Source organism: Thioalkalivibrio sp. ALJ1, from assembly GCF_000745395.1.
Taxonomy (GTDB): domain Bacteria; phylum Pseudomonadota; class Gammaproteobacteria; order Ectothiorhodospirales; family Ectothiorhodospiraceae; genus Thioalkalivibrio.
In genome coordinates, this window is record NZ_KN050684.1 from 783286 (window position 1) to 798409 (window position 15124).

The 15124-nt window shown below is 62.3% G+C and carries 13 protein-coding genes; 9 read left to right on the top strand and 4 right to left on the bottom strand.

Translation table 11 applies throughout. The annotated features are described in order from the left end of the window. Positions 1-4: 4 nt before the first annotated feature. Genes yidC through rpmH form a run of 4 tightly spaced genes read right to left on the bottom strand, consistent with a single transcriptional unit; the run spans position 5 to position 2478 of the window. Positions 5-1705: a membrane protein insertase YidC gene (gene yidC / locus F462_RS06005; RefSeq protein ID WP_038052392.1), complete on the bottom strand. Its 1701-nt coding sequence runs from the start codon at positions 1703-1705 to the stop codon at positions 5-7. Between the two features lie 8 nt (positions 1706-1713). After that, positions 1714-1971: a membrane protein insertion efficiency factor YidD gene (gene yidD / locus F462_RS06010; RefSeq protein ID WP_038052394.1), complete on the bottom strand. Its 258-nt coding sequence runs from the start codon at positions 1969-1971 to the stop codon at positions 1714-1716. After that, entirely contained in the window at positions 1971-2321 is a 351-nt protein-coding gene (gene rnpA, locus F462_RS06015; protein WP_038052396.1) for a ribonuclease P protein component, read from the bottom strand. Before rnpA ends, yidD begins: the two co-directional genes overlap by 1 nt. Positions 2322-2343: 22 nt before the next feature. Continuing rightward, positions 2344-2478 carry a 50S ribosomal protein L34 gene (gene rpmH, locus F462_RS13265; RefSeq protein WP_018141118.1) on the bottom strand — a complete coding sequence of 45 codons (135 nt, stop codon included), beginning with the start codon at positions 2476-2478 and terminating at the stop codon, positions 2344-2346. Positions 2479-2633: 155 nt separating this feature from the next. On the opposite strand from rpmH, the gene dnaA reads away from it, so the two are divergent. The 9 genes from dnaA to F462_RS06055 all read left to right on the top strand — a co-directional run bounded on the left by dnaA (position 2634) and on the right by F462_RS06055 (position 15056). After that, positions 2634-4010 (top strand): chromosomal replication initiator protein DnaA, encoded by a 1377-nt coding sequence (gene dnaA, locus F462_RS06020; protein WP_038052398.1) that lies wholly within the window; start codon positions 2634-2636, stop codon positions 4008-4010. A 244-nt stretch (positions 4011-4254) separates the two neighbouring features. Continuing rightward, positions 4255-5358, top strand: a complete 1104-nt coding sequence (gene dnaN, locus F462_RS06025) for a DNA polymerase III subunit beta (protein WP_038052401.1) — start codon at positions 4255-4257, stop codon at positions 5356-5358. Positions 5359-5370: 12 nt separating this feature from the next. After that, positions 5371-6453 (top strand): DNA replication/repair protein RecF, encoded by a 1083-nt coding sequence (locus F462_RS06030; RefSeq protein WP_081911366.1) that lies wholly within the window; start codon positions 5371-5373, stop codon positions 6451-6453. 116 nt (positions 6454-6569) lie between these two features. Next, positions 6570-8999 (top strand): DNA topoisomerase (ATP-hydrolyzing) subunit B, encoded by a 2430-nt coding sequence (gyrB, locus tag F462_RS06035; RefSeq protein ID WP_038052407.1) that lies wholly within the window; start codon positions 6570-6572, stop codon positions 8997-8999. Between the two features lie 37 nt (positions 9000-9036). After that, a complete protein-coding gene (locus tag F462_RS13270) occupies positions 9037-9552 on the top strand; it encodes a hypothetical protein (protein WP_081911367.1) in 516 nt (171 codons plus the stop codon). A 192-nt stretch (positions 9553-9744) separates the two neighbouring features. Further along, positions 9745-11796 carry a M3 family metallopeptidase gene (locus F462_RS06040; protein ID WP_038052410.1) on the top strand — a complete coding sequence of 684 codons (2052 nt, stop codon included), beginning with the start codon at positions 9745-9747 and terminating at the stop codon, positions 11794-11796. Beyond that, positions 11793-12560, top strand: a complete 768-nt coding sequence (gene xth, locus F462_RS06045) for an exodeoxyribonuclease III (protein WP_038052412.1) — start codon at positions 11793-11795, stop codon at positions 12558-12560. The genes F462_RS06040 and xth overlap by 4 nt, the downstream gene beginning before the upstream one ends. 33 nt (positions 12561-12593) lie before the next feature. Beyond that, the gene (ubiD, locus tag F462_RS06050; RefSeq protein ID WP_018141125.1) at positions 12594-14057 is read left to right on the top strand and encodes a 4-hydroxy-3-polyprenylbenzoate decarboxylase; all 1464 of its coding nucleotides are present in this window, start codon (positions 12594-12596) and stop codon (positions 14055-14057) included. Positions 14058-14060: 3 nt separating this feature from the next. Continuing rightward, positions 14061-15056, top strand: coding sequence for an alpha/beta fold hydrolase (locus F462_RS06055; protein WP_038052415.1), 996 nt, complete (start codon positions 14061-14063; stop codon positions 15054-15056). The last annotated feature ends 68 nt before the right edge of the window (positions 15057-15124 follow it).

The following is a 15124-nucleotide window of genomic DNA, read 5'->3' on the forward strand; positions in this document are numbered from 1 at the left end:
GCGGTCATTCCTTCTTCTTGTCCGGGTCCTCTCCGCCCTCGATCTTGCGCGTGATGTACCACTGCTGGGCGATGGAGAACAGGTTGTTGGTGAACCAGTACAGCACCAGGCCCGCCGGGAAGAAGGCGAAGAAGATGGTGAACACGAATGGCAGCGCCATGAAGATCTTCTGCTGCACCGGGTCCATCGGCGGCGGGTTCAGTTTGTACTGCACGAACATGGACACGCCCATCAGGATTGGCAGGATGAAGTACGGATCACGCGAGGACAGGTCCTGGATCCACAACCACCACGGCGCCTGGCGCAGTTCCACACTCTCCAGCAGCACCCAGTACAGGGCGATGAACACCGGGATCTGCACCAGGATCGGGAGACAGCCACCCAGCGGGTTGATCTTCTCCTTTTTGTACAGGTCCATCAGCGCCTGATTCATGCGCTGCTTGTCGTCCTTGTAGCGCTCCTTCAGGGCCTGCAGCTTGGGCGCGACCTTGCGCATGCGCGCCATCGAGCGGTAGCTGGTCGCGGACAGCTTGAAGAAGGCGAGCTTGATCAGGATGGTCAGCAGGACGATCGACCAGCCCCAGTTGCCCACCACCATGTGGATCTTGTCCAGCAGCCAGAACAGCGGCTTGGACAGGAAGGTGAACATGCCGTAGTCGACCGTAAGCTCCAACCCCTGGGCAATTTCGGAGAGCTCGTCCTGCAGCTTGGGCCCAACCCACAGGCGGGTGCGGAACTCGCCCGTTTCTCCGGCGGCGATCTGGCGCGATTCGGAGTGCAGGCCAATGAGGTATTCGTCACCCACCTCGCCCGGGACGGCGCGGGCATACAGCGCATTGACCTCGTCCTCGCCCGGAATCCAGGCGGACACAAAGTAGTGCTGGATCATCGCGACCCAACCACCCTGGATGCGTGCCTGGATCGGATCGTCCCGCAGGGATTCGAAACGCTCGCGCTCATAGCTACCGTCGAAGTAGGCCGCCCCGGTGAAGGTGTACAGCCACCAGGACTCGCGGTCCGGTGTCGGGCCGTGACGAAGCTGACGGTACTGGCGACCGCTCCAGGTGGAGTCAGAGCGGTTATGGATCTCGTAGTGCACGTCGATCAGATGCGAGCCACGGGTGAACGTGTAGGTCTTGATGACCTCGATCTCGCCATCCTCGGAGGTCCAACGCAGCGGGACCTCGATTTGATCGTCGCTTTCACCGAGCTCGAAGCGATCCTGATCGACCTCGAAATTCGCATGGTGCGAGGGCGCGCGGCGCTCCATGGATCGGTCATCGACCCGGTCATGGGTCAGACCACTTTGAGCCACATACCCACGCACGCGATGGTCAAACAAGCGCACCGGCACCAGGGGGTCGTCTTGCAGGTCCCGCGGATACTGCAGAAGGTCGGCGCGCAGCAGGGTCCCGCCGCGCGTGTCGATCAGGATCTCGTGGGTGTCGGTCCGCACCGTAATTTGGCGGCGATCAGGCTCCTGCAGGGTGTGCACCTGCGGGGCATCCTCGGCCTGCGAATCCGCCTCCGATTCGAACTGCGGGGCGTCGGGGACATCCTCCGGCCGGGCATCGGGGTCGTCTTCAGCCTGCTCGGCAGCGGTTTCGGGCTGCGAAGCAGTGCCGTAATCCTGGTTCCAGGCCTGCCACATCAGGAACAGGACAAAGGCCAGGGTCAGCCACAGAAGGGGGCGAAGGTTATCCATGAGCGCGACTACTTTAAGGGTCGGGTGCTGGGAGAATCGGAACGCGGGGCCGGGACCGGATCATAGCCACCCGGGGACCAGGGGTGACAGCGCAGGATACGCCGCAGCCCCAGCCAGAATCCCCTTAGAACCCCGTGGGTCTCGACGGCCTCAACGGTGTAGGCCGAACAGGTCGGGTAATGACGACAGTGGGGGGCCATGAACGGTGAAATCCCGTATTGGTAGGCCCGCACGGGCAACAGGGCAATCTTGCGTGGCAGGGTCATCACAGACGCTCCAGCAGGCTGTCGATCTCGGCGCGCAACACACGACGGTCCGCCGTGGCCGCGCTACCGCGCGCTAGTACGATCAGGTCCATGGCCGGCAAACGGGTCCGCCGATGGCGGAAGGCCTCACGTACCAGCCGTTTGATCCGGTTACGGTCGGCCGCGCGGCGGACGTGGCGTTTACCGATGGCCAGACCAAGGCGGGCTTCGCCAGACTCCGAATGCCGGTACAGCAACGTCAGCTCGCGGCCCCGCTGGCGCCGGGCATCCTGGAACACACGCTGGTAATCCGCTCCGCTTAGGAGACGGGCGTGCCGCGGAAAGGTCTGGATAACAGGCGCCGCGGTCACGGGAGCCGGCGCGCCGCCCGTACTACGGGCAGAGGCGCTTGCGGCCCTTGGCGCGGCGAGCGTTTAGGACCTTGCGACCACCACGGGTGGCCATGCGGGCCCGAAAGCCGTGCGTGCGGGCGCGAACGAGCCGGCTGGGTTGAAAAGTGCGCTTCATGACAAGTTCCCGTGACGCTTGGTTAAAGGGCGGTGAAAACTAGCGTTATCTGGCAGCAAAGTCAATCTCGACCTGAGGAGACCGGCTAGCACCCAGTGGTCGCATCGGCGTAGACTCGGTGGCTTCCAATGCCCCGCCGCCCCGGAGACGATCGCGTGTCAGCCAAGACCCTGTGGACAGCCTGTCTGGATCGCTTGCAGGGGAAGGTCAGCGAGCAGCAACTGAATACGTGGCTACGGCCCTTGCATGCCGAGGAAGCGGACGGCTCCCTGCGCCTGCTCGCCCCGAATCAGTTCGTGTTCGAACATGTCCGCGATCATCTGCTCGAATCGATCGAGGCGGCGGTGGACGAACTGCAGCCAGGTAATGACCAAGACGCCCGCCGGGTCCGCCTGGGGATCGGGGGTGCCGAACTGCCTGCAGTGTCGGCCGCGGCGACTCGCGAGCAGTCAGCTGGCAGCCAACAGACGGCGGCGGAAACCTCCCGGGCCGCGCCACGCCCGCAAGGGCCCGTGAGCAATCTCAACCCCGCCTTCACCTTCGAGACCTTTGTCGAAGGTAAGTCCAATCAGCTGGCTCGAGCGGCCAGTCTGCAGGTCGCCGAAAACCCCGGTGTCGCCTATAACCCCCTATTCATCTACGGCGGGGTCGGACTCGGCAAAACCCACCTAATGCACGCCATCGGGCATAGCATCCTGGCGCGCCACCCGGAGGGAAGGATCATCTATCTGCACTCCGAGCGTTTCGTGGCCGACATGATCAAGGCGTTGCAACACAACGCGATCGACGAATTCAAGCAGCACTATCGCTCGGCGGACGCCCTACTGATCGATGACATTCAGTTCTTTGCGGGAAAGGATCGCTCACAGGAAGAATTCTTTCATACTTTCAATGCCTTGCTTGAGGGCCAGCAGCAGATCATCCTGACCTCGGATCGTTATCCGAAGGAGGTGGAAGGATTGGAGGAACGATTGAAGTCGCGGTTCGGATGGGGTCTGACCATCGCCATCGATCCACCCGAGCTGGAAACTCGCGTCGCAATCCTTCAGCGCAAGGCAGAACAGGCCGGCATCGAACTACCGACCGAGGTCGCCTTCTTCATGGGCAAACGGATACGGTCCAACATCCGCGAACTGGAAGGTTCCCTGCGTCGAGTCATAGCGAACGCCCATTTCACCGGAAAGCCAATTACGCTGGACTTCGCGAAAGACGCCCTGCGCGATCTTCTCGCGGTTCAGAACAAACTGATTACGCTGGACAACATTCAAAAGACGGTGGCGGATTACTATCGCGTGAAGGTGGCGGATCTGCTCTCCACGCGACGTAGTCGCTCGATTGCTCGTCCGCGCCAGATCGCGATGGCATTGGCCAAGGAACTCACCCAACACAGCTTGCCAGAGATTGGGCAGGCCTTTGGTGGACGCGATCACACGACCGTGATCCATGCGTGCCGTAAGGTGGCCGAACTGCGCGAGGCCGACGCCAGCCTGGACGAGGACTACTCCAATCTTCTACGTACACTGAGTAGTTGAGGGCGCTTTTTCGGGGGCTTCAAAGCTGTGGATAACCTGGGCGCAAACCCGGTATGGAACCGGGTATAACGTGAAGGCCAAAACTGTCCACAGGTTGAGAACAGTGTTCACAGAGGTTCAATGAAGCCGAAAAGTAGATCTAATCGACTGAATAAAAAGGGATTTACGGGTTTTCTGCACAGGGACCCCGGCCCCTTATTACTACTAGATTAATATCTAAACAAAATAGATATAGGACATCGCCATGGAACTGTCTTTCAACCGCGAGACGATGACCGAAGCGCTCCAAAGGATTGTGGGCGCGGCCGAGAAAAGACTGACAATGCCAATCCTCGGTAACGTTCGGCTGCGGCCGGACGACAACGGTTCGATTCGGATGGACACCACGGACCTGGAACTGGCCTGGAAGGCGGATGCGGAGGGTTCGATCCCCGGCGAGTGCGATGTGACGGTATCCGTTCGCAAACTCCTGGATGTCGTCAAGGCCGCGCCTGGTGATAGTGAGATCCGGGCCCGGGTGGAAGGGGAACGAATGACCGTCGGGTTCGGAGGGTCGAGGTTCAGCTTGGCCACCCTGCCGGGTGCGGACTTTCCGGATTGGGAGGCACGCGGTTCGGAGGTGGTGCTGGATGTGCCACAGAACCGATTACGGCGATTGCTGGAGGCCACCATGTTCTCGATGGCGCAGCAGGACGTGCGCTATTACCTGCAGGGGCTTCTGCTGGTGGCCACGGGCAATACGCTGCGAGCGGTGGCCACCGATGGCCATCGACTAGCGCTCGCCGAGGTGGAGTTGGAACAGGCCGTAGAGGATCGCGTGGAGCGTATCGTGCCGCGCAAGGCGGTAGCGGAACTGCGGCGGAATCTGGCCGATGATGAGACCGGGGTACGGATCGGATTCGGGGAGGACCAGGTCGTCTTTGAGCTGGGTAAGGCCGTACTACGGAGCAAGGTGATTGAGGGCCGTTTTCCGGATTACGAACGGGTGATCCCGGCGGATCTTCCGGCCACGTTGAAGGTGGATCGGGAGGTCCTTAAACAGGCGCTCGCCCGTGTGGCAATCGTGGCGAGTGACAAGTATCGCGGGGTTCGCATGGTGCTTGGCGAGAATGGCTGTCAGGTGATGACTCACAACGCGGATCGGGAAGAGGCACAGGAGTCCGTGGAGGCCGAGTACGACGGTGGGTCGATGGAGATCGGTTTCAATTTGGGGTACCTGGCCGATGTCTTGAACGTGCTGGAAACCGAGCAGGTCCGGATCGGGCTGCGCGACGGGAATTCGTCGATTCTCATTCAAGCCGAGCCCCCTGGCGGTGCGCGATACGTCGTGATGCCGATGCGACTGTAGTTCGGGTTCTGCGTGCTGGACTCGCTTTGGTGGCAGGGAGTACGCAACCTCCAGGAACAGACCCTCGAACTGACCCCTGGGATTAACCGGCTGGTAGGTCCGAACGGGGCGGGCAAGACCTCGGTGCTGGAAGCGGTTCATATTCTTGCAGCGGGGAGATCCTTCCGTACGTCTCAATTGCGCCGAGTGCTGACCTCGGGGTCCGAGAGCCTGTGGGTGGGTGCGCAGACTCGGGATCCGGCGGGAGGGGGGCATCGCCTTGGGTTGGTCTGGGATGGGGCTCGCCGTTCTCGGCTGGATGGTCGTTGGATGGAAGGGCATGCCGCGGTTGCGGAGTGGTTGCCCGCTCGCGTCCTTCACTCTGGTTCGTTCGAATTGCTCACAGGAGGCCCGGAGGAGCGGCGGCGCTTGTTGGATTGGGGTGGGTTCTACGCGTTGGCGGGATATCGCTCGGCTTGGCAACGGTGGCGGCGGGCGCACGAGCAACGCAACGCGGCCTTGCGTGCAGGGGACGGTGCAGGGGCGCGCGAATTTGAGAGGCCTTGGCTGGAATTCGGGGAGGTGGTCAGCGAGGCTCGCCGACGGTACGTGGAGGACTGGGAAGTCCAGACACGGGCGGTGGCGGCGCAGTTCGGATTCGGCGAACGCTTGGAGGGGCTGCGGCTTGCACTGCGAGCGGGTTGGGATCGGGAGCGCAGCCTGGAGGAGGCGTTGGATCGGAGTCGTGAGTCGGATGAAGAGCGAGGCTTTGCCCAGGTCGGTCCACAGCGTGCGGATCTGGATTTGAGGCTGGACGGTAGGCCAGCGGCCGAAGCATCGAGGGGAGAACAAAAGCGTCTGGTGACGGCTATGGTCGGGGGGCAGGCACGGGTGTTGGAGTCCGTCAGCGGGCGGGCGCCCGTGTTGCTGCTCGATGATGTCGTCTCCGAACTGGATCGCGAGGCGGTAGAAGGGTTGATGGCGGGGCTCGCGGATTCAGGCTGGCAGATCCTGGTGACCGCGGTTGAGGATGCTATTCCCGGCCTGATAAGTGACAGGGTGGGCCAATTGTTCCACGTGAAACATGGCCGCGTCCTTACCCATGCGGAGGACTAGTACTTACTCGCTCTAACCATCGGCCGCCCCGCCTCAGCTTGTTGTTGGACCTAACCGGTACCTCCTCGCTTTGCGCTATACTGCACGATCCGTACCTGGCCGGATGAATTCCTCGCATGTCCGATATTGAAGCGCAAACGCCCGACGCCTACGACTCCACTCAGATCCGCGTCCTCAAGGGACTGGATGCCGTTCGCAAGCGACCCGGCATGTACATCGGGGACACCGATGACGGGACCGGCCTCCATCATATGGTGTTCGAAGTCGTCGACAATTCGATCGACGAGGCCCTGGCCGGACACTGCGACGCCATCGAAGTCACGATTCACGAAGACAACGCCGTCTCGGTTAGTGACAACGGTCGCGGCATTCCTGTCGATATCCATGAAGAGGAAGGGATGTCCGCGGCCGAGGTCATTCTGACCGTGCTCCATGCCGGCGGGAAGTTCGACAATAACTCCTACAAGGTCTCCGGCGGTCTGCACGGGGTCGGGGTCTCGGTGGTGAACGCCCTGTCCGAGGAGCTACGGCTCGAGATCCACCGGGATGGGAAGCGTCATGAACAGGTCTACCACCTCGGCGAGCCTGACGCGCCCCTGTCCGAGACCGGCTCGACCGATCGCAATGGCACCCGAATCTGGTTCCGGCCAAGCCCCGAGATCTTCACCGACATCAACTTCCACTACGAGGTGCTGGCCAAACGTCTGCGCGAACTCTCGTTCCTGAACTCCGGTGTGCGGATTACCCTGCGTGATCATCGTGATAATCGCGAGGAGACCTTTGTCTTCGAAGGCGGGATCCGCGCGTTTGTTGAGCACCTCAACCAGAAAAAGACGGCCCTGCATCCGTCCGTGATCTATGCCGATCAGATGCGGGAGGACTACGCCGTCGAGATTGCCCTGCAGTGGAATGACTCCTACCAGGAGAACATTTTCTGCTACACGAACAATATCCCTCAGCGCGATGGTGGCTCGCATATGGCGGGCTTTCGGGCGGCGTTAACGCGGACAATCAACCAGTACCTGGAGAAAGAAGGCCTGATCAAGAAGGCCAAGGTCGCCACCGCCGGTGATGACATGCGCGAAGGGCTCACCGCCGTGTTGTCCGTCAAGGTTCCCGACCCGAAATTCTCTTCGCAGACGAAGGACAAGCTGGTCTCCTCGGAGGTCAAGCCGATCGTCGAGAGTGTGCTTTCCGATGCCCTGAACAACTTCCTGCTGGAGAACCCGCAGGAGGCCAAGGCCATCACCGAGAAGGTCCTGGATGCCGCGCGCGCCCGCGAGGCGGCGCGAAAAGCGCGTGAGGTTACCCGTCGCAAGGGCGCGCTGGATATCGCAGGGTTGCCCGGAAAGCTGGCGGATTGCCAAGAAAAGGACCCCGCTCAGTCGGAGCTCTACCTGGTCGAGGGCGACTCGGCGGGTGGCTCGGCCAAGCAAGGTCGAGACCGACACTTCCAGGCGATTCTTCCGCTCAAGGGCAAGATTCTCAACGTCGAGCGCGCAAGGTTTGACCGCATGCTGGGTTCCGCGGAGGTGGGCACGTTGATCACTGCGCTTGGCTGCGGGATCGGGAAAGAGGAATACGACCCGGACAAGCTGCGTTATCACCGAATCATCATCATGACGGATGCGGATGTGGATGGCTCCCACATCCGCACGCTCCTGCTGACCTTCTTCTTCCGTCAGATGCCGGAGTTGATCGAACGCGGCCACGTTTATATTGCCCAGCCGCCGCTCTACAAGATCAAGCGCGGGAAGCGTGAACAGTACGTCCGGGACGAGGCCGAGATGGGTGAGATCGTGGTTTCCCTGGCGCTGGATGGCGCCGCTCTCCACCCTAGCCCGGATGCGCCACCCATCACCGGTGAAGCCTTCGAGGACCTCGTGAAGGGCTACCTGAAGGCCGCCCGTGCGGTCGAACGACTGGGCCGCATGTACGACCCGCGTATCCTTTGGGCCATGCTCGAAGCGGACGCGATTCCAGAACCGCGTAGCGTCACTAACCCCGACGTGCAGGCATGGTTTGGCCGGATTCTCGGTACGCTCTCCAGTGACAAGGCGGGGGCCACTCGGTACAGCCTGGGCCCGGTGACCGAACCCGACGGCCATGCGCAGCTAAGCCTGGACCGGATTGAACACGGAGCAGCCCTCTCGCAGTACATCACTGACGACACCCTGGCCTCGCGCGACTTCCAGGCGGTTCTGGATCTCTCGGCACGCCTCAACACATTGTTGGATGACGGCGCGTATATGAAGCGCGGCGAGCGGGTGCACGTCATCGAAGGCTTCTCGGAGGCCATGGAATGGCTGTTGCACGAAGGTCGTCGCGGTCTCGCCACCCAACGTTACAAGGGTCTGGGCGAGATGAATCCCGAGCAGCTTTGGGAGACCACCATGAATCCCGATACCCGTCGCCTGCTGCAGGTTCGAGTCGAGGATGCCATTCGAGCCGACGAGGTCTTTACGACACTTATGGGTGATCAAGTTGAACCCCGTCGCGAGTTTATCGAGAGCCGGGCCCTAAGCGCGGAGAACGTCGATATCTAACCCCACGGTGTGGGTAGGGCGCGGGGCATTCTCGAGTATGTGGGTTCTATTCGCGGTTTTTGCCCTGGTCGCGCTGAGCCTGGCCGCGTTTCGCCTTTATACCCAGCTCGCGGTTCACGAACGGCGGGTCGTTGCGGCCTGGGATCGGCTGGACACACTTCTGACCCAACGCAATGGTCAGCTACACGAATGCTATCTGGCCAACCCGGATGCCGACCTTTTGGGACGTCTTAGCTCCTGCGTTCAGGTCCAGGAGACCGCGCGTCGGAGGGGTGACTTGCTGTCTCTAGCCCAGGCAGAACGTGACATTCGCTCATCCTGGGATTCGATATTGTCCTATCCTATTGATTTTAAAACGAAAACCCTTCATCTTCCCAAGCGTGCAGAGCGGCGGGTAGCAGCTCTTGATCAAGCCCTGAGCGAAGCCCTCGCTCGCTACAACCAGGCGGTTGTCGACTACGCTGCCATGCGTTGCCGCCGGGGCTACAGTGTCCTTGCACGGCTAACCGGATTCACCAATTTTCGTCCAGTGAATCCGCCGAACTCACCATGACGATTCCATACAGGCAATTGCGCTCGTCGTTGCGTTGTGGGCTCCACTCTCAGCTAGGCGCAATCACCCGAAATTGGGCTGTTTGGACAACTCGGCACATATTCTTACCGGCCCACGATCAAACGGGAACGCCCTCCCGGCCACTCGGTCCGAATGGCATAATCGAACGCTAGCACGCCCCTTGGAGAAACCGTGTCGAATCCACTGTTACAGACCGACCGCTTGCCCGCCTTTCGCTCCATCGAACCCGAGCACGTGTTGCCGGCCGTCGAGACGGTGTTGGTGGAGAATCGAACGGCGATCGATGCGTTGGTGGAGGCTGTGGGCGAGACGCCCACTTGGTCCAATCTGATGCTGCCCTTGCAGCGTCTGGACGCCCGTCTGGACGCCGTTTGGTCTCCGGTGGGCCACCTCAATGCGGTGATGAACGGCCCGGCCATCCGCGAGGCTTACAACGCCTGTCTGCCCTTGCTGTCGGATTACGGCAGCTGGGTTTCGCAGCACCAGGGCCTGTACCGGGCGGTGCGCCGACTGGCCGATAGCGACGCCTATGCGACCCTGCCGCCCGCGCGCCGTAAAGTCATTGACGATATGCTCCGCGATTTCCACCTCAGCGGTGTCGACCTGCCGGAGGCCAAACGTGAACGCCTGCGAGCGATCAATTCCCGGCTTTCCGAGCTGACCGCCCGATTCGAGGAAAACGTCCTGGATGCCACCCAGGCGTGGACTTGGCAGACCGATGACCGCGAGGCGTTGACCGGGATTCCCGAATCGGATCAAGCGATGCTTGCGCAGAACGCCCGCGATAATGATCAGACCGGCTTTGTTGTCACGCTCGACATCCCCAGCTACCTGGCAGTGATGACCCACGGGGAGGACCGTCAACTGCGCTACCGGGTCTATGAGGCCTTTACCACCCGGGCCTCGGACCAGGGTCCCGGGGCGGGCAATCACGACAACAGCGAGATCATGGTCGAGATCCTGCAGCTACGCGAAGAAAAGGCACACCTGACGGGCTTTTCGCATTATGCCGAGCGTTCACTGGCGACCAAGATGGCCGACAGCGCCGAACAGGTAGAACACTTCCTGCAGGACCTGGCGCGCCGCGCCCGCCCCCAGGCAGAACACGATTTGGCCGATCTGCAGGCCTTTGCCCGTGAGGAACTCGAGCTCGATACTTTGGAACCCTGGGATATGGCGTTTGCCGCGGAGAAGATGCGCGAACGCCGCCTGGGTCTGAGCCAGGAGATGCTGAAGCCTTACTTCCCCGCCGATCAGGCCGTCAGGGGCCTGTTCGATCTCGTCCAGCGCCTGTTCCAGGTGCGTTTCGAGCCTGACGATAGCGTCGAAACTTGGCACGATGATGTTCGGTTTTATCGCATTTATGATGCCAACGACGTCGAACGTGCAGGATTCTACTTCGATCTCTACGCCCGGAAGAACAAGCGTGGCGGCGCTTGGATGGACGTCTGCCGTCAGCGCTTCATCTCCAGCGATCAGGCCCAGCTGCCGGTCGCCTACATGACCTGCAATTCCACCCCGCCGGTCGACGGCAAGGCCGCGCTGTTCACTCACGACGAGGTCATCACCCTGTTCCACGAGTTCGGCCATGGCCTGCATCACATGCTGACCCGGGTGGACGAACCGGAGATCGCGGGCATCAACGGCGTCGAATGGGACGCGGTCGAGTTGCCGAGCCAGTTCATGGAGAACTGGTGCTGGGTGCGCGAGGCGCTGGATCTGTTCGGGCGTCATCACGAGACCGGGGAGCCCATGCCGGCTGATCTGTTCGAGCGCCTGCAGGGCACGCGCCACTTCCACGCTGCTTTGCAGCTTTTGCGCCAGGTCGAATTCTCGTTGTTCGACATGCGCCTTCATGCAGGCCCGGCACCCGCTGACGCCGCCGCGATTCAGCGCCTGCTGGACTCGGTCCGGGACGAGGTCGCGGTGGTTCAACCACCGGCATTCAATCGCTTTGCCCATGGTTTCGGCCACATCTTTGCCGGCGGCTACGCGGCCGGTTACTACAGCTACAAGTGGGCCGAGGTCCTGTCGGCGGATGCCTTTGGCCGCTTCGAGGAAGAGGGGCTGTTTTCTCCGGAGGTGGGCGCGGCCTATCTCCACGAAATCCTCGAGGCCGGATCCTCGCGACCCGCTGCGGATTCGTTCCGCGCGTTCCGCGGTCGAGATCCGCAGATTGATGCATTGCTGCGCCACAGCGGTCTGGAGGATAAAGCCGCGTGAAGATTGCGAGCTGGAACGTCAATTCCCTGAAGGTTCGTCTGCCCCAGGTCCTGGACTGGCTGAACCGGTCGCGGACCGACATCCTCGCCTTGCAGGAGACCAAGCTGACCGACGAAAATTTCCCGGTCTCCGCGATCCAGGATGCGGGTTACGAGGTCGTTTACTCCGGGCAGAAGACCTACAACGGGGTCGCAATCCTGTCGCGCACTCAGGCCACTGATGTCATCACCGACCCCCCGGGACTCGAGGATGCCCAGCGCCGAATCCTGGCGGCCACGATTGGTGATGTCCGCGTGGTCAACCTCTACGTGGTTAATGGCGAGAATGTCGGAACCGAAAAGTACGCCTACAAGCTCGACTGGCTGGCCCGCATGCGCGAGTGGCTGGTGGATGAGATCGCCCGTTACCCCAACCTCGTCGTCCTAGGGGACTTCAACATCGCTCCGACTGACCAAGACGTGCACGATCCGGAGGCCTGGAAGGATCGAATCCTCTGTTCGGACCCGGAACGTGAAGCGCTCGCTGCCCTAACGAATCTAGGCCTGAAGGATACCTTCCGAGCCTTCGAGCAGCCGGAAGAGGAATACTCCTGGTTCGATTACCGCGCGGCCTCGTTCCGCCGCAACCGTGGCCTGCGCATCGACCTGGTGCTGGCCAGTGCGCCGTTGCAGACGCGCCTGCAGGCTGCCGGGATCGACCGCGAACCACGCGGCTGGGAACGTCCCTCCGACCATGCCCCGGTATGGGCCGAATTTGCTGACTAGGCCGGTCCTTTCGACCGCCTCCAGGGAGTCCCCGTGAAGTACAAGGATCTGCGCGATTTCATTGCCGGACTCGAGCAGCGTGGCGAGTTGAAGCGCATCAGCCGGGAGGTGGATCCAAACCTCGAGATGACCGAGATTGCCGACCGCGTACTGCGCGCTGGCGGTCCCGCCCTGCTGTTTGAAAACCCGACCGGTTCGGAGATCCCGGTGCTCGCCAACCTCTTTGGGACCCCGGAGCGTGTGGCGATGGGCATGGGCGAGGATTCGGTGCAGGCGCTGCGCGAGGTAGGCCGTCTGCTCGCCTTTCTCAAGCAGCCCGATCCGCCCAAGGGCCTGAAGGCGGCGTGGGAGCAGCTCCCGGTGTTTCGCAAGGTGCTGGATATGGCCCCGAAGAAAACGCGGAACGCACCCTGTCAACGCCACGTCCTCGAAGGCGATCAGGTGGATCTCGACCGCCTGCCGGTCCAGACCTGCTGGCCGGGCGATGCCGGACCGTTGATCACCTGGGGCCTGGTGGTCACCCGTGGGCCGGAGAAGTCGCGGCAGAACCTGGGCATCTACCGCCAGCAGGTGATTGGCCCCAATCGCGTGATCATGCGCTGGCTGTCGCATCGTGGCGGGGCCCTGGACTTCCAGGAGTGGTGCAAGGCCCACCCAGGCGAACCGTTTCCTATCGCGGTGGCCCTGGGCGCTGACCCGGCCACTATCCTGGGGGCGGTCACACCGGTACCCGATACCCTGTCCGAATACGCTTTTGCCGGCCTGCTGCGCGGCAGCCGCACCGAGGTCACCCGCTGTCTCGGCTCCGACCTGGAGGTGCCGGCGTCGGCCGAGTTCGTGCTGGAGGGGCATATCCACCCGGGGGATACGGCCCCCGAGGGTCCGTACGGCGATCACACGGGCTACTACAACGAGGTCGACGAATTCCCGGTCTTTACCATCGACCGCATTACCCACCGCGACGACCCGATCTACCACTCCACCTACACCGGGCGCCCGCCGGACGAACCCGCGGTCCTTGGGGTGGCGTTGAACGAGGTATTCATCCCCATCCTGCAGAAGCAGTTCCCGGAGATCGTGGACTTCTATCTTCCGCCGGAGGGGTGTTCCTACCGTCTGGCGGTGGTCTCCATGCGCAAGCAGTACCCCGGCCACGCCAAGCGCGTGATGATGGGCGTCTGGTCGTTCCTGCGTCAGTTCATGTACACCAAGTTCGTGATCGTGGTGGACGACGACGTGAACACGCGCGACTGGAAGGACGTAATCTGGGCGATCACCACCCGCATGGATCCGGCCCGCGACACCACTCTGGTCGAGAACACCCCAATCGACTATCTCGACTTTGCCTCGCCGGTTTCCGGTCTCGGTTCCAAGATGGGGATGGACGCGACCAGCAAATGGCCTGGCGAGACCAACCGTGAATGGGGGCGCCCAATCACCATGGACGACGCGGTGAAACGCCGGGTCGACGAGATCTGGGATGAACTGGGGTTATGACGCGTGAAGACCGGCTCGGGCTGGCGCCGCCCGCTCGTCCTGGCGGCGGTCCTGCTCGGTCTGACGGCCTGTGCTGCGACGCCGGAGCGTGAAGACGTGCGCGCGGCCCAGGATCCGGTAAACGCACTGTCCGAAGTCTCCCGCATCGCACCCGAGCGCATCCGTTCCTGGCCTGCCGACTCGCCCCACGCGACCGTCATCGCCCTGCACAGTTTTCGCGATCACGCCGGTGCTTATGGCGAACTGGGTCCTTGGCTCGCCGCGCGAGGCTACAGCGTGACCGCTCTGGATCAGCGCGGGCATGGCCGAAGCGAGCCGCATGGGCGTTGGCCAGGACTGGACGCGATGATGGCCGACGTCGTGGCCCTGGTTCGTCAAGCGCAAGAAGATGATCCTGAGCAACCGGTGTTCCTGCTTGGCGAGAGCATGGGCGGTTCCGCTGCGCTCGCCAGTTTGGCTACCCACCCCGAACTGGATGTTACCGGGATCATCGCTGTGGCACCCGGCCTGCGCGGGGGTATCCCGGCCCGCCGGTTCTGGGATGCGGCCGTACGGACCGGTGAGGTGCTGGCCGGGGGGTTGACCATCACCGTTGACCCGGACTATTCGGACAGCCTGTCTGCGACCGCCGCGGAGCGTTTCGCCGAGGATCCCTTGATCATCCGTCGAATTCGCATGGACACCTACGCCGGGGTCGTCTGGCTGGCTCAGTACGCGACCGACCATATCGACCGGGTTACGGTGCCGGTGGTGTACCTGTGGGGTGAGCAGGACGGAACAATCCTGCTTGAATCGGTTTGTGCCGCGGCGGCCGCCCATCCCCGGGGTCAGGCCGAGGTTTGGGCTGATCCCAACTGGCCCCACCTCCTCTTGCACGCACCCGACTGGCCGCAAACGGCACAGCGCCTTCACGACTGGATGCAGCGCGTGATGCGGGGCGAGGCCGAGGCCCCAGCCACCTCGAAGACCGGCCCTTGCCCCGACTCGTCACCGCGGTAGCGATTGCCCCCGACATGGCCCTTTCGAGCGCTCATGCGCGGTCACGCCGTGACCGTTCCGACCCGGAG

Excerpts from the sequence above, each read along its gene's own strand:
- yidC (WP_038052392.1), bottom strand. The coding sequence starts at position 1,705 with ATGGATAACCTTCGCCCCCTTCTGTGGCTGACCCTGGCCTTTGTCCTG.
- yidD (WP_038052394.1), bottom strand. The coding sequence starts at position 1,971 with ATGACCCTGCCACGCAAGATTGCCCTGTTGCCCGTGCGGGCCTACCAA.
- rpmH (WP_018141118.1), bottom strand. The coding sequence starts at position 2,478 with ATGAAGCGCACTTTTCAACCCAGCCGGCTCGTTCGCGCCCGCACGCAC.
- dnaN (WP_038052401.1), top strand. The coding sequence starts at position 4,255 with ATGGAACTGTCTTTCAACCGCGAGACGATGACCGAAGCGCTCCAAAGG.
- gyrB (WP_038052407.1), top strand. The coding sequence starts at position 6,570 with ATGTCCGATATTGAAGCGCAAACGCCCGACGCCTACGACTCCACTCAG.
- F462_RS13270 (WP_081911367.1), top strand. The coding sequence starts at position 9,037 with ATGTGGGTTCTATTCGCGGTTTTTGCCCTGGTCGCGCTGAGCCTGGCC.